This is a genomic window from Lentzea fradiae, assembly GCF_900100955.1.
GTDB classification, from domain to species: Bacteria; Actinomycetota; Actinomycetes; order Mycobacteriales; family Pseudonocardiaceae; genus Lentzea; species Lentzea fradiae.
Map to the genome: position 1 here is coordinate 98,154 of NZ_FNCC01000020.1, position 14,016 is coordinate 112,169.

Annotated in this window: 15 protein-coding genes; 4 read left to right on the forward strand and 11 right to left on the reverse strand. The window is 70.2% G+C overall.

The features are described 5' to 3' along the window. Window positions 1–83: 83 nt before the first annotated feature. Entirely contained in the window at window positions 84–1,298 is a 1,215-nt protein-coding gene (locus BLT23_RS36150) for a plasmid pRiA4b ORF-3 family protein (protein ID WP_245744541.1), read from the forward strand. Between the two features lie 7 nt (window positions 1,299–1,305). Here the strand turns inward: BLT23_RS36150 and BLT23_RS36155 are convergent, their stop codons facing one another. From BLT23_RS36155 to BLT23_RS36170, 4 genes are read right to left on the reverse strand one after another with little or no spacing between them, the layout of a single operon-like run. Further along, window positions 1,306–1,638: a cytidine deaminase gene (locus tag BLT23_RS36155; RefSeq protein WP_090059010.1), complete on the reverse strand. Its 333-nt coding sequence runs from the start codon at window positions 1,636–1,638 to the stop codon at window positions 1,306–1,308. Further along, window positions 1,631–2,917, reverse strand: a complete 1,287-nt coding sequence (locus BLT23_RS36160; RefSeq protein WP_090059015.1) for a hemolysin family protein — start codon at window positions 2,915–2,917, stop codon at window positions 1,631–1,633. The genes BLT23_RS36155 and BLT23_RS36160 overlap by 8 nt, the downstream gene beginning before the upstream one ends. A 7-nt stretch (window positions 2,918–2,924) precedes the next feature. Then, the gene (ybeY, locus tag BLT23_RS36165) at window positions 2,925–3,485 is read right to left on the reverse strand and encodes an rRNA maturation RNase YbeY (protein ID WP_090059020.1); all 561 of its coding nucleotides are present in this window, start codon (window positions 3,483–3,485) and stop codon (window positions 2,925–2,927) included. A gap of 5 nt (window positions 3,486–3,490) precedes the next feature. Then, a complete protein-coding gene (locus BLT23_RS36170) occupies window positions 3,491–4,540 on the reverse strand; it encodes a PhoH family protein (protein WP_090059024.1) in 1,050 nt (349 codons plus the stop codon). A gap of 145 nt (window positions 4,541–4,685) precedes the next feature. Here BLT23_RS36170 and BLT23_RS36175 point away from each other — a divergent pair, with 145 nt between their 5' ends. After that, complete coding sequence (locus BLT23_RS36175; protein WP_176947086.1) at window positions 4,686–5,429, forward strand: GNAT family N-acetyltransferase; 744 nt, start codon at window positions 4,686–4,688, stop codon at window positions 5,427–5,429. Here the strand turns inward: BLT23_RS36175 and BLT23_RS36180 are convergent. The 6 genes from BLT23_RS36180 to hrcA form a co-directional block, all read right to left on the reverse strand. Then, on the reverse strand, window positions 5,426–5,761 hold the full coding sequence (locus tag BLT23_RS36180; RefSeq protein ID WP_090059033.1) for a histidine triad nucleotide-binding protein: 336 nt from the start codon (window positions 5,759–5,761) through the stop codon (window positions 5,426–5,428). The two genes, BLT23_RS36175 and BLT23_RS36180, sit on opposite strands and share 4 nt — an antisense overlap. A gap of 9 nt (window positions 5,762–5,770) precedes the next feature. Continuing rightward, window positions 5,771–6,361, reverse strand: a complete 591-nt coding sequence (locus BLT23_RS36185; RefSeq protein ID WP_176947087.1) for a TetR/AcrR family transcriptional regulator — start codon at window positions 6,359–6,361, stop codon at window positions 5,771–5,773. A 10-nt stretch (window positions 6,362–6,371) separates the two neighbouring features. Further along, window positions 6,372–7,028, reverse strand: a complete 657-nt coding sequence (locus tag BLT23_RS36190; protein WP_090059042.1) for an alpha/beta hydrolase — start codon at window positions 7,026–7,028, stop codon at window positions 6,372–6,374. A gap of 322 nt (window positions 7,029–7,350) precedes the next feature. After that, window positions 7,351–8,082 carry a 16S rRNA (uracil(1498)-N(3))-methyltransferase gene (locus tag BLT23_RS36195; protein WP_090059046.1) on the reverse strand — a complete coding sequence of 244 codons (732 nt, stop codon included), beginning with the start codon at window positions 8,080–8,082 and terminating at the stop codon, window positions 7,351–7,353. Then, window positions 8,079–9,230 (reverse strand): molecular chaperone DnaJ, encoded by a 1,152-nt coding sequence (dnaJ, locus tag BLT23_RS36200; RefSeq protein WP_090059050.1) that lies wholly within the window; start codon window positions 9,228–9,230, stop codon window positions 8,079–8,081. The genes BLT23_RS36195 and dnaJ overlap by 4 nt, the downstream gene beginning before the upstream one ends. Before the next feature lie 68 nt (window positions 9,231–9,298). Next, complete coding sequence (gene hrcA, locus BLT23_RS36205; protein WP_090059054.1) at window positions 9,299–10,321, reverse strand: heat-inducible transcriptional repressor HrcA; 1,023 nt, start codon at window positions 10,319–10,321, stop codon at window positions 9,299–9,301. A gap of 128 nt (window positions 10,322–10,449) precedes the next feature. Here hrcA and BLT23_RS36210 point away from each other — a divergent pair, with 128 nt between their 5' ends. Continuing rightward, on the forward strand, window positions 10,450–10,671 hold the full coding sequence (locus BLT23_RS36210; protein WP_143036159.1) for a hypothetical protein: 222 nt from the start codon (window positions 10,450–10,452) through the stop codon (window positions 10,669–10,671). A 64-nt stretch (window positions 10,672–10,735) separates the two neighbouring features. On the opposite strand, the gene hemW is transcribed toward BLT23_RS36210, so the two are convergent. Further along, entirely contained in the window at window positions 10,736–11,944 is a 1,209-nt protein-coding gene (gene hemW / locus BLT23_RS36215) for a radical SAM family heme chaperone HemW (protein ID WP_090059062.1), read from the reverse strand. Window positions 11,945–12,312: 368 nt separating this feature from the next. Between hemW and BLT23_RS36220 the strand changes: the two genes are divergently transcribed. Next, entirely contained in the window at window positions 12,313–13,992 is a 1,680-nt protein-coding gene (locus BLT23_RS36220; protein WP_281248945.1) for a nitrite/sulfite reductase, read from the forward strand. Window positions 13,993–14,016: the final 24 nt, after the last annotated feature.

Below are 14,016 nucleotides of genomic sequence, written 5' to 3' on the forward strand. Positions count from 1 at the left end.
GAGCCGAGACTCCGTTCACCTGCCCCGCCGCACGATGAATGACGAGGACATCCGGTATGGATCACGCCGCACCGAAACTTGAAATGCCCGAGCAGGTGCGCACGTTCGTCCGCTGGGTGGGCGACGGCCGCAAGCTCACCCAGACCGGGCGCGTGACCCTCGCCGACGCCAAGGCACTGGTGAAGCTGCTGGGCACCGAGGACGTGATCGATCCGACGATCGGTGATCGCGTGTACAGGACCGGCTCCAGCCAGGAACTCCTCCATCTCACGCTCATCGTCGAGTGGGCGAAGGCCGCCCGGCTCGTGCGCAAGACAGGCAACCGGCTGATGCAGGTGAAGAAGAACGCCAGGCTGCTCGACGACGAGGAAGCGCTGTGGCGCACGTTGTTCACCTCGTTCGATCAGCTGGGTGAGGCGTTCCTGCCTGACGGCTTCGGCGAGTCGCTGCTGCGCCGGGAGTTCGCCCCGGCCATCCGTGCCGTACTGGCCTGGTTGTACCACCGCGGTGCACCCGTTCCTGTCGAGGACCTCTGCGAGATCACGTGGGACATGGCGAGCGCGCCGTATGTCCTGGACCACGCCACCGAGCTCCAGCTCGACCACCTCCGCGCCTGCAACGACCGAGACACCAAGCAGGCCCTCGAAGCACTGCGGTCGCTCGGCGCGGTCACGTTCGAGAACGATGCCGCGGAGCTGACCGAGCTCGGCCGGGACGGCGTGCGCGAGCTGCTCGGTCAGCCGTCGCCAGGTGACCCGGTCCACCAGCTGAAGATCACTCTGCTCGGCGTCGAGAACCCACCGGTGTGGCGGCGGGTTCTCCTCCCGGCGGCGGTCCGGCTCGATGACCTGCACGAGATCGTGCAGGCCGCGATGGGCTGGGAGAACGCGCACCTGCACGCCTTCGTCGACGGGCGGACCCAGTACAGCGTTCCCGATCCCGACCTGCCGTATCGCGACGAGCGGGAGGTCCGCCTGACCGACCTGGTGAAGCCCGGCGGCCGGCTCCTCTACGTCTACGACTTCGGCGACCACTGGGAACACGAGATCGTCGTCGAGGAGGTGACCGCCGCCGAAGCGGGGAAGAGCTACCCGCTCTGCGTCGCGGGTCAGGGCGACTGCCCACCCGAGGACTGCGGAGGCGTGGCCGGCTACGAACACCTCGTCGAGATCCTGGCCAAGCCGGACCACCCGGAACACGGGGACGCGCTCGACTGGCTCGGTCTCGACGACGGCACCCGGTTCGACCCCGCCCGCTTCAGCCTCGACGAGGTCAACCGCCGTCTCCTGGGTGCCTGACGGCCGCTCAGACCACCCCGGCGACCTCGCCCGCGCCGTTCGCACGGATCACCGGGCCGTTCGCCGTCAGATCGCGCACCGCCCGCACAGACGCTTCGTCGAGCCCGTCCGCGTCCGTCACCACGGCCGCCGCTTCGAGGCCCTCGGCACCGCTCGACACCGCCGCCGCCACGGCAGCCTGCAACGCCGTCAGCTTCAACGACGGCAACGCGACGGTCGACGCGTTGTACGTGCGGCCGTCGAGGTCGCGCACCGCCGCACCCTCCGCGGCGCCGTTGCGCGCACGGACGGCCCTCGCCAGCGTGACGAGCTTCGCGTCTTCAGGGTCAAGGTCACTCATCTTCGTCGTTCTCCTTCTGCACAGGCCGCACCAGCACGGTCGTGACGCGAATGCGGCCCCGCACGTCCTTGCCGCCCTCCGCCCGCATCCGCAGGCCCGCGATCTCGGCCTCCGTGCCGGGCAGCGGGACGCGCCCGAGCCGTTGCGCGAGCAGGCCGCCGACGGTCTCGACCTCGTGGTCGTCCAGCTCGGTTCCGAACAGCGCGTCCAGGTCGTCGACCGGCAGCCGCGCGCTCACCCGCACCGCGCCGTCGTCGAGGTGCTCGACCGGCGGGCGGTCGTCGGTGTCGGACTCGTCGGTGATCTCGCCGACGATCTCCTCCAGGATGTCCTCGATCGTGAGCAGGCCCGCCGTGCCGCCGTACTCGTCGACGACGATCGCCATGTGCTTGCGCGACAGCTGCATCTCCCGCAGCAGGTCCGCGATCGGCTTCGAGTCCGGGATGAAGCTCGTCGGGCGCATCAGCTCGGCGACGGTCTTCGGGTCCTCGCCGTCCGCGAGCGTCGCCCGCATCAGGTCCTTGAGGTTCACCACGCCCAGCACGTCGTCGACGCTCTCGCCGATCACCGGCACGCGCGTGTAGCCGGTGCGCAACGACAGCGCGAGCGCCTGCCGCACCGTCTTCGCCTGCTCGATCCACACGATCTCGGTGCGCGGCACCATGATCTCGCGGGCGATCGTGTCACCCAGCTCGAACACCGAGTGGATCATCTCGCGCTCGCCCTCGTCCACGACGCCGCGTTCCTGCGCCATGTCGACCAGCTCGCGCAGCTCGACCTCGGAGCTGAACGGGCCCTCGCGGAAGCCCTTGCCGGGCGTGATCGCGTTACCGATGAGGATCAGCAGCTTCGACAACGGCCCGAGCACCCGCCCGAGCTGCCGCACCGTGCCCGCGGCGACCAGGCTCACGCCGTACGGGTGCTGACGGCCGATGGTGCGCGGCCCGACACCGACGAGCACGTACGACACGACGAGCATGCTCAGGCACGAGTACAGGACCGCGACCCAGTCCTTGTCCACGTAGTTCAAGAACACCGTCGTGACCAGCACGGCAGCCGACATCTCACACGCGAGACGCAGCAGCAGCAACAGGTTGACGTGCCGCGGCCGGTCGTTGAGCACCTGCAACAGCTGCCCGGTACCCCAACGCCCCTGCCGTTGCAGCGACTCCACCCGTGCACGCGACACGGTGCCGAGCGCGGCGTCCACACACGCGAAGACCCCTGCCGCGAGCACGAGCAGCACGGCCAGCACGATCACACTGGCGGGATTGCCCATTGCCGCGTCAGTCTTCTTCGGGGTGCTGCAACGGCCGCTGCTCGTCCAAGCCGACGGCCCCGAGCACCTTGTCGTCCGTGCTGCGCTGGAGCGCGGCCCGTTCGGCCTCCTCGCGAGCGGCGCGGAAGTCCGCGAGGATGCGGTTCTGCAACGTGAACATCTCGCGTTCCTCGGCCGGCTCCGCGTGGTCGTAGCCCAGCAGGTGCAGCACACCGTGCACGGTCAGCAGGTGCAGCTCGTCCAGCAGGCCGTGGCCCGCCTTCTTGGCCTGGTCCTTCGCGAACGCCGGGCACAGCACGATGTCCCCGAGCAGCGCGGGACCGAGCCCCGCGGCGTCGGGCCGGCGCGCCGAGTCCAGCTCGTCCATGGGGAAGGCCATGACGTCCGTGGGACCAGGCAGGTCCATCCAGCGCTCGTGCAGGTCCGCCATCACGTCCAGCTCGACGAGCAGGACGGACAGCTCGGCCAGCGGGCTCACGCCCATGCGGTCCAGCGCGAAGCGGGCGGCTGCGACGATGGAACCCTCGTCGACCACGACACCCGACTCGTTGGCGATCTCGATGCTCACGACGCCTATCGTCCCCGCCGCTGGTTCCCCCGGCGTGCACCGGGTCCGTGGTGGTGTCCGTTCTGGTCGAGCACGTCCTGCGCGACCTGCCACTTCTCGTACGCGTCGACGATGTCGCCGACCAGGCGGTGGCGCACCACGTCCTGGCTGGTCAGCACCGAGAAGTGCACGTCGTCGACGCCTTCGAGGATGTCCTTGACGACCTTCAGGCCGCTGCGCTGCCCGCCAGGCAGGTCGACCTGGGTGATGTCGCCGGTCACCACGACCTTGGAGCCGAAGCCCAGACGGGTGAGGAACATCTTCATCTGCTCCGGCGTGGTGTTCTGCGCCTCGTCGAGGATGATGAACGCGTCATTAAGCGTCCTTCCACGCATGTATGCGAGGGGCGCCACCTCGATCGTTCCCGCCTGGGTCAGCCGCGGGATCGACTCCGGGTCCACCATGTCGTGCAGCGCGTCGTAGAGCGGCCGCAGGTACGGGTCGATCTTGTCGTACAGCGTGCCGGGCAGGTAGCCGAGCCGCTCCCCCGCCTCGACGGCCGGGCGGGTGAGGATGATGCGGTTGACCTGCTTGGCCTGCAGCGCCTGCACGGCCTTCGCCATCGCGAGGTACGTCTTGCCGGTGCCGGCGGGGCCGATGCCGAACACGACGGTGTTCTTGTCGATCGCGTCGACGTAGTGCTTCTGGTTCAGCGTCTTCGGCCTGATCGTGCGGCCGCGGCGGCTCACGATGTCGAGGCTCAGCACCTCGGCGGGTGACTCGGCCTCGTTCGCGCTCAGCATCGCGACGACGCGGCGGACGGCGTGCTGGTCTATCGACTGGCCACGGCTCGCGAGGGTGACGAGCTCGGTGAAGACGCGTTCGGCGAAGGCCACGTCGGCGGGGTCGCCGGAGAGGGTGATCTCGTTCCCGCGCACGTGGACGTCGGCGTCGAGCAGTTCCTCCACCAGACGGAGGTTCTCGTCGCGCGACCCCAGCAGGCTGAGCACCGCGCCATCGGGCACGGCGAACCGGGACTGACCTTCCTTGCCGCTCTGCTGTGTTTCTTCGGCCACGTGGCCCCGGCCTGCTTCCTGTCGCTCGGATCTGGTGCCGTCGATGCTAGTCCGGCCGAAAATGAGTGGCTACCGGATTGCTCACCGTGTGTGCTCACCGGTCGTGGAGATTCGCAGGCTTGGTGTCGAGGACGTACCCGAGTGCATGAAGCTCATCACGGACCGAGGTTGGGCGTGGACGCCCGCGCAGTGGGAGCTGATGCTCGTGCTCGGACCGGGCTGGGGAGCGTTCGACGAGTCGGGGCTGGTCGGCACGGCGATGACGACGCCGTATCCGGAGATGCAGGCCATCAGTGGTGTGCTGGTCGCTTCCCGGGCAGGTCGGCGCGGCATCGGCACACGGCTGATGTCGCACGTGTCGGGCGCCGGTCCCTCGACGCTGTACGCGACGGACATGGGTGAGCCGCTGTACGCCAGGCTCGGCTTTCACCCGGTCGGGGCCACGACGGACTATCACGGCGTGTTCCGCGGAAACGCCTCCGGCGTGTCGCGTGAGGCCACGCCTGCGGACGCCGAGGCGCTGGCCGCGCTCGACCACGAGGTGAGCGGCTTCACGCGGCCGGAGCTGTGGCGGTGGCTGCTCGACCCGGCCACGCCGCACACGGTGCGCATGACGGACTCCGGCGTCGTCGCCACCCGCCCGAACCCCGAGGGCATCACCATCGGCCCGCTGATCGCACCCTCCTCGGCGGAGGCGTGCCGGTTGGTCTCGGACGTGGCCACCGGCCGGGTCCGCGTGGACACCGGCGACGCCGACGTGGGCGCGTACCTGCTGGAGCAGGGCTTCGAGAAGCGCACCGGCGGGTGCACCTTGATGGTCCGCGGTGCGGACGACGTGCCGGGTGACCGTTCGCGTTACTTCGCGCCCGCCTCGCTCGCGCTCGGTTAGAGGGCGGTCCCCGCTTGGAGCTTCTGCCCGCCGAGCAGGTGCAGGTGGGCGTGGAAGACCTCCTGCCCGCTGTCCGGTCCGGTGTTGAACAGCAGCCGGTAGCCGCTCTCGGCGACGCCTTCTGCCTCGGCGACGTCCTTCGCGGCGGCGAAGAGGGCGCCGAGCTGCTCGGCGGTCAGGTCGACGGCGTTCGGCACGTGCTCGCGCGGGATGAGCAGCACGTGCACCGGTGCCTTGGGCTGGATGTCGCGGAACGCGAGCGTGGTCTCGGTCTCGTGGACGACCGTCGCGGGGATCTCGCCGCCGACGATCCGGCAGAACAAACAGGACATGCGCCGACGTTAGGCGAAGAAGGCGTCCAGCTGCTCGTCGACGGCCTCGATCATCTCCTCGGCGGTCAGCTCGTCCGGGCCGAGCCCGTGGTGGATGTTCAGCCCGTCGAGCAGCACGATCAGCCGTCTTGCCGCCTTGGCGGGCACCACGCCCTCGCGCAGCTCTCCCGCTTCCTGCGCCGCGACGAGGATTTGAGCGACCCCGTCGTAGAGCCGGCGCGTGCCGTAGCGCTCCATCTCGTGCAACGACGGCTCGACCATCGCCCTGGGCAGGAACGACAGCAGCACGGCCGCCTCGGCGCGCCGTTCCTCGTCGAGCGCCAGCATCTCGTGGGCGACGGCCCTGACCAGCTGCCGGTTGCCGAGCGACCGGTCGAGCTGCTCCAGCCTGGCCAGGAACTTCCGGTAGGCGAGCTCCATGGCGAACCCGAGCAGCGCGTCCTGGGTGGGGAAGTAGTGGCGCAGTGACCCGCTCGACCACCCGGACTCGGCGGCGACGGCGCGCACGGACGCGTGGTCGATGCCGTCGCGCCGCACGATGCGCCAGACGGCCTCGGCGAGTTCGCGGCGGCGTTCCTCATGGTCGACAACCTTCGGCACCCGACCAGTTCTAGCACTCGCGTGCAAGCTTCCCGACGGCCGCGCGGCAGCGTTCCCACGCCTCTGTGCCGGGTGTGATGACGTCCATGTGCCCGGCGCCTTCCACGACGACGAGCTCCGCGCGTGGCTCCACGGCGCAGAACCCGGTGCTTTGCTCCACCGGGACGTCCTCGTCCTGGTCGCCGTGCACGCAGATCACCGGTTTCCCGATGGGGACGAGCGCGTGCGGTGACGCCTGCGGGAACTGCTCCTCGGAACACAGCTCCAGCGCACGGCCGGTGATGTGCCGGGTGAAGTCGAGCACCGCCGCCTGTGCCACGGCACCGGCTACGCGCGCACTGTGCTTGGCCGCCCACACGGCCAGATGGCCGCCCGCGCTGTGTCCGAGCGTCACGACGGGTCCGAGGTCGACGGCGTCGATCGCCGCGAGGACGTCCTCTCCGGTCTGCGGCCATCCGCCGCCACCGCTGAGACGCCGGTACTCGATGTTCCACACGGCGAATCCGTCGGCGACGAGCACTTCCGCGAGAGGCCGGCCGAGCTCCAACCCGTACCGCTGGTGCCAAAAACCACCGTGAATGACGACAACGGCACCGAGCGTGTCGCCTTCGGGAACGAAAAGCTCGCCGAACTGGCTGGGGTGGTCACCGTAAGCAATTCTCTGCACACGATGAAAGTACGTGACAGAAACACGAGATCGTGAAAGAAGCGGCGACGAGGGCGGCCTGACCAGGCGCGCAGACCCGGAACAAAAGGAACGGCGCCTCGCGGTCCGAAGCCTGGGGGTCGCTTCGCCGCGAGGCGCCGACGCCGGACCGAGGGGGGAGGTGTCCGGCGAGTCCTTGTGGTCAGAAGAGCCTAATTGACTGCTCCGATTACGGCTAGACCAATTGAGCCCCTCTGCAACCAGAGTAACCCCATCGGCCTGCGATTCGCTACAACTTGCGTCAAGCCAATCCTTTCGGCGTCGCCGCGAGAAGTGATCGGTGTCACCACCGCGAGGTGAGTACCCCGATGGCACCGAGAGCAACCGCGGCAGCGGTGGATGCACGCAGAACGGTTGGGCCCAACCGCACTACCCGCGCACCCGAAGATCGCAAGGTGTCGAGCTCCTCGGCGGTGATGCCGCCTTCGGGACCCACCACCAACAGCACGTCTCCGTGGTCGGGGAGTACCACGTCCGAAAGCCGTTCAACCGCACTTTCGTGCAACACGAGCGTCAGCGCGGACGACGACACGCGCTGGGCGAGCTGTTTGGTCGAGACGGGCTCGTCGACGGACGGCACGCGGGAGCGTCTTGCCTGCTTGGCGGCCTCACGGGCGGTGGACCGCCAGCGTCCCAGCGCCTTCGCGCCGCGCGGGCCGTCCTCCCACTTCGCCACGCACCGGGCGGCCCGCCACGGCACGACGCCGTCGACCCCGGCCTCGGTGGCCAGCTCGACGGCGAGCTCGCCCCGGTCGCCCTTCACCAGTGCCTGCGCGAGGACCACGCGCGGTGCCGGCTGGGGGTCTTCCCAGCGTTCCTCCACGTGCAGCGCCAGCGCGTCGCGTTCGACCGCGGTGACCGAGCACCGCACGAGCATCCCGGAGCCGTCGGACAGCACGAGCTCCTCACCCACGCGCAGCCTGCGCACGGTGGCGGCGTGGCGGCCTTCCGGTCCGTCCAGCACGAGCTCCTCGCCCGGCGGCAGCGCCGGGACGAGGAAGACGGGCAGCGTCACCGGTGGCCGCGACCGGCGCGCAGGCGGGAGAACAGCCCGCCGCCGCCCTTGCCGTTGTGCGACAGCGACGGCTCGCTCTCGCCGCGCAGGTCGGCCAGGTCGCGCAGCAACGCGGTCTGCGCCGCGTCCAGCTTGGTCGGGACGATGACCTCGAGGTGCACGTGCAGGTCGCCGCGGCCGTCGACACGGCCGGTGGACCTCAGCTTCGGCATGCCGCGGCCGGTCATGACGAGCTGCGTGCCCGGCTGCGTGCCGGGGTCGATCTGCAGCTCCTCCTCGCCGTCCAGCGTCTTCAGCGGCAGCGTGGCGCCGAGCGCGGCGGTCGTCATCGGGATCTGCACGACGCAGTGCAGGTCGGCGCCGTCGCGTTCGAAGATCTCGTGCGGCTGCTCTTCGACCTCGACGTAGAGGTCACCGGCCGGGCCGCCGCCGGGGCCGACCTCGCCCTGGCCCGCGAGGCGCACGCGCATGCCCTCGGCGACACCGGCGGGGATGTTCACCGAGATCGTGCGGCGCGACCGGGTGCGGCCGTCGCCCGCGCACTGCTGGCACGGGTCGGGGATGACCTCGCCGTAGCCGCGGCAGACCGGGCACGGCCGCGACGTCACGACCTGGCCCAGGAACGAGCGCTGCACCGACTGGACCTCGCCGCGGCCGTGGCAGGTGTCGCACTGGACGGGCTTGGAGTTGTTCTGGGTGCCGGCGCCGTGGCAGCGGTCGCAGAGGATCGCGGTGTCGACGGTCAGCTCACGGGTGGCGCCCGCCGCGCACTCCTCCAGCGTCATCTCCAGCCGGATCAGCGCGTCCGAGCCGGGCTGCACGCGGCTGCGCGGCCCGCGGCCACCGCCACCGGACGTGGCGCCGAAGAAGGCGTCCATGATGTCGCCGAGGCCGAAGCCCGCGAACGGGTCACCGCCCGCGCGTCCGCCGCCCGAGGAGTCGAGCGGGTCGCCGCCCAGGTCGACGACGCGGCGCTTCTCGGGGTTCGACAACACCTCGTAGGCGGCCGTGACCTCCTTGAAGCGGGCCTCCTCGTTGGGATTGACGTCCGGGTGCAGCTGCCTGGCGAGCTTGCGATAGGCGCGCTTGATCTCATCCTGTGTCGCGTTCTGCGAGACACCGAGGATGCCGTAGTAATCCCTGGCCACCTTTGTCGCTTTCATGTTCATCACTCAGAGCAAGTACGTGTGGGCAAGTGCGCGTGGCGAGTCCCTGGTCACCGACCGGTCAGGATCTCGCCGACGTAGTTGGCGACCGCGCGGACGGCCGCCATGGTCCCCGGGTAGTCCATCCGCGTCGGTCCGACGACACCCAGACCCCCGAGCGGGTTGTCCCGGCTGCCGTAGCCGATGGACACGACGGAGGTGCTGCGCATCTCCGCCGCCTCGTTCTCCTCGCCGATGCGCACCAGCACGCGACCGGGGTCACGGGAGGCGGCGAGCAGCTTGAGCACGACGACCTGCTCCTCCAGGGCTTCCAGCACCTGCCGCAGCGAGCCGGGGAAGTCCGTGATGTTGCGGGTGAGGTTGGCCGTGCCGCCGAGCACCAGGCGTTCCTCCGGGTGCTCCACCAGCGTCTCTATCAGCACTGTAGCGACTCGCAGCATCGGGTCGCGCAGGTTCGGCGGAACCTCGTCCGGCAGCTCGGCGACCTTGGCGCTGGCGTCCGCGAGCCGCTGCCCCGCCATCGCCTGGTTCAGCACGCCGCGCAGCTGCGCCGTGTCCTCCTCGCTGATCACGTCGCCCAGCTCGACGATCCGCTGGTCGACGCGCCCGGTGTCGGTGATGAGCACCAGCATCAGCCGCGCCGGCGTGATCGGCAGCACCTCCAGGTGCCGCACGGCCGCCCGCGACAACGTCGGCACCTGGATCACCGCGACCTGCCGCGTGAGCTGCGCGAGCAGCCGGACGCTGCGCCGCATCACGTCGTCGAGGTCGAGCGCGCCTTCGAGGAAGCTGCGGATGGCCCGCTTCTCCGCGACCGACAACGGCTTGACCTCGCTCAGCCTGTCGACGAAGAGCCGGTACCCCTTGTCCGTGGGCACGCGGCCCGCGCTGGTGTGCGGCTGGGCGATGTAGCCCTCGTCCTCCAAGGCGGCCATGTCGTTGCGCACGGTCGCGCTCGACACCCCGAGGTTGTGCCGCTCGACCAGCGCCTTGGACCCGACGGGCTCCTGGTTGGACACGTAGTCGGCGACAATCGCGCGCAGCACCTCGAACCTGCGTTCATCGGCGTTCAACGCTGCTTCACCTCCGTGTCCGGTGCCCCGAGTTTACCCAGCCGATTTCGCGTCCGGGTGGCCGCTGGGACGAGGTGCTCCCCCGCGACTCACGTTTTTTGTCGGTGCCGGTCGCTAGGGTCCAAACCGTGAGGGAGGAGCGGCGCAGGCACCTGTCGGTGGTGCGGGACGGCGACCCGGCGCCGGGCACCGCCTGCCTGGTGCACAGCGACGACGAGTGGTGGCCGGGCACCGTGACGTGGGAGGACGTGCGCCGGGCCGACGGGTTGTGGTGGGGCGAGGTGACGTACCGCAGGGACGGGGTGCTGCGCACGGAGGTGCACAGCCAGCACGACCTGCGGGCCCGCTGACTCCGGTACGTCAACGCCTGACCGGGGCAGGTGCACCCCCGGTCAGGGGCGGCTCAAGTCCGGCTCAGGGCAGCAGCCGCCGCACCACGGCGTCGGCGAGCAGCCGCCCCCGGTCCGTCAGCACGCAGCGGTCCTCCAGCGGCTCCAGCAACCCGTCGGCCACCGCGGCCCGCGCCTCGCGCCGACCGGCGGAGTCGAGCACGTCGAGAGGCAGTCCTTCGGCGAGCCGGAGCTCCAGCAGCACCCGTTCCACCCGCTGGTCCTCCGCCGACAGCACCTCGCGCCCGGCGGCGGGCGACGAACCGGCGGCCAGCAGCGACGAGTAGCGGGCGGGGTGCTTCACGTTCCAGAACCGGACGCCGCCGACGTGGCTGTGCGCGCCGGGGCCGAAGCCCCACCAGTCGGCGCCCTTCCAGTACAGGACGTTGTGGCGGCACCGCGCCTCGGCCGAGGTGGCCCAGTTCGACACCTCGTACCAGGAGAAGCCCGCGCCGGAGAGCACCGAGTCGACCATCTCGTACGACGAGGCCAGCACGTCGTCGTCCGGCATCGGCAGGTCGCCGCGGCGGATGCGCCGGGCGAGACCCGTGCCGTCCTCGACGATCAGCGCGTAGGCGGAGACGTGGTCGACGCCCGCGTCCAGCACGGCGTCCAGTGACGCGGCCAGGTCGGACGGCCGCTCCCCCGGTGTGCCGTAGATCAGGTCGAGGTTGACGTGCTCGAAACCGGCGGCGCGGGCCTCGCGGGCGGCGTCGACCGGGCGGCCGGGGGTGTGCTTGCGGTCCAGGACGGCGAGGACGTGGCGGGCGGCGGACTGCATTCCCAGCGACACGCGGGTGTAGCCGGCTTCGCGGATGCCCTCGAAGAACTCCCGGGAGGTCGACTCGGGGTTCGACTCGGTCGTCACCTCGGCGTCGGCGGTGAGGCCGAACGACTTGCGCACCGCGTCGAGCACGTCGGTCAGGCCAGAGGTGCCGAGCAGCGACGGGGTGCCGCCGCCGACGAAGACGGTCGAGGCGGCGACCGGGGTGCCCAGGACGGAGGCCGCCAGGTCCAGCTCGCGGCGCAGGCCCTCCAGCCACGACTCGGGCGAGGCGGACGAGCCGAGCTCGCCGGGGGTGTAGGTGTTGAAGTCGCAGTAGCCGCAGCGGGTCGCGCAGAACGGGACGTGGACGTAGACGCCGAAGGGACGGGTGCCGACACCGGCGAGAGCGGACGCGGGCAGCGTTCCGTCGGCGGGCGCGGGCTCGCCTTCTGGCAGAGCGGAGGGCATGTCCCCAGTGTCCCCCACACAGCCCGAACGGCGGTGTCCAGCCAGGGCTTGTGTCTGTCTGTGACAGAAGTATCACGGAGTGAAATCGGGCCTGGCTGTCAACTTCTCCTCGTGCGTCCCACCATTCGGTTGGCGGTGGACCATGCACTGGACGCCATGCACACTGAGGACATGCCTTCGACTGGAGTCCGCCTCGTGGCCCGCCGCCACGTCGACTTCCGTCGTGTCTCCAGCGCGATGTGCCGTCGTTCGGCCTGACCGCGCGCTGATTTGTTCCCGTCGGCGCCCGGCGCGCTGACGACGCCCCCATCACCAGCACGTCCGGGCTCGCACGCGCACCGAGCGCCTCGAAACCCCGGAGGATGGCGATGGTCCCGCCGCAGACGGCACCGCGCGCCAAGCAGCGTCGCGGCGAGGGGCAGTGGGCGCTCGGGTACCGAGAGCCGCTGAACCCCAACGAGCGGAGCAAGAAGGACGACAACCCGCTCAACGTCCGCGCCCGCATCGAGAACATCTACGCCCACGGCGGTTTCGACTCCATCGACCCGGCCGACCTGCGCGGAAGGTTCCGCTGGTACGGCCTGTACACGCAGCGCAAGCCCGGCATCGACGGCGGCCGCACGGCCACGCTGGAGCCGGAGGAGCTCGACGACGAGTACTTCATGATGCGGGTGCGCAGCGACGGTGGCGCGCTGACGACGCAGCAGCTCAAGGTGCTCGGTGAGATCTCGCAGACCTACGCGCGGGACACGGCGGACATCACCGACCGCCAGAACGTGCAGTACCACTGGATCCGCATCGAGGACGTCCCCACGATCTGGCAGAAGCTCGAAGCGGTCGGCCTGACCACGACGGAGGCGTGCGGCGACAGCCCCCGCGTCATCCTCGGGTCGCCGGTCGCGGGCATCTCCGCCGACGAGGTCGTAGACGGCCAGCCGGCGATCGAGACGATCCTCGAGCGCTACATCGGCGACCCGCGCTTCTCCAACCTGCCGCGCAAGTTCAAGACCGCCATCTCCGGGTCGCAGGACGTCGCGCACGAGATCCACGACGTGGCGTTCGTCGGCGTCGTCCACCCCGAGCACGGGCCGGGCTTCGACCTCTGGGTCGGCGGCGGCCTGTCCACGAACCCCATGCTGGGCAAGCGCCTGGGCGCCTGGGTGCCGCTCGACGAGGTGCCCGACGTGTGGGAAGCCGTCATCAGCGTCTTCCGCGACTACGGCTACCGCCGCCTGCGGCACCGCGCGCGCATCAAGTTCCTCGTCGCCGACTGGGGTCCGGAGAAGTTCCGGCAGGTCATGGAGGACGAGTACCTCAAGCGCAAGATGATCGACGGCCCCGCTCCCGAGGTCTTGGACCAGCAGCTCGACCACGTCGGCGTGCACAAGCAGAAGGACGGCCTGCACTACGTCGGCGCGGCGCCGGTCGCGGGCCGGGTGTCCGGCTCGATCCTGGTCGAGGTCGCGAAGATCGCCGAGCGGGCCGGCTCGCAGCGGGTCCGGTTCACGCCGCAGCAGAAGATCATCGTGCTGGACGTGGCCGAGTCCGAGGTGCCGACGCTCAAGAGCGACCTCGCGAAGCTCGGCCTGCAGGTCGACCCGTCGCCGTGGCGGCGCGGGATCATGGCGTGCACCGGCATCGAGTTCTGCAAGCTCGCGATCGTCGAGACGAAGGCCCGCGCGCTGGACCTCGTCACGCAGCTCGAAGCCAACCTCAAGGACATCGTCGACGGCGTCACGGCGCCGATCACCGTGCACATCAACGGCTGCCCCAACTCGTGCGCCCGGATCCAGACCGCGGACATCGGCCTCAAGGGCCAGATCGTCACCGACGAGCAGGGCAACCAGGTCGAGGGCTTCCAGGTGCACCTCGGCGGCGGGCTCGGCCTGGACGCCGGGTTCGGCAGGAAGCTGCGCGGCCACAAGGTCACCGCGGCCGAGCTGCCCGAGTACGTCGAGCGGGTGGTGCGGAACTTCGTGGCGCAGCGCGAGACCGACGAGCGGTTCGCCCAGTGGGTCGCCCGCGCCGAGGAGAGTGCGCTGCGATGACCGCCGGCCGACGTACGTGTCTCA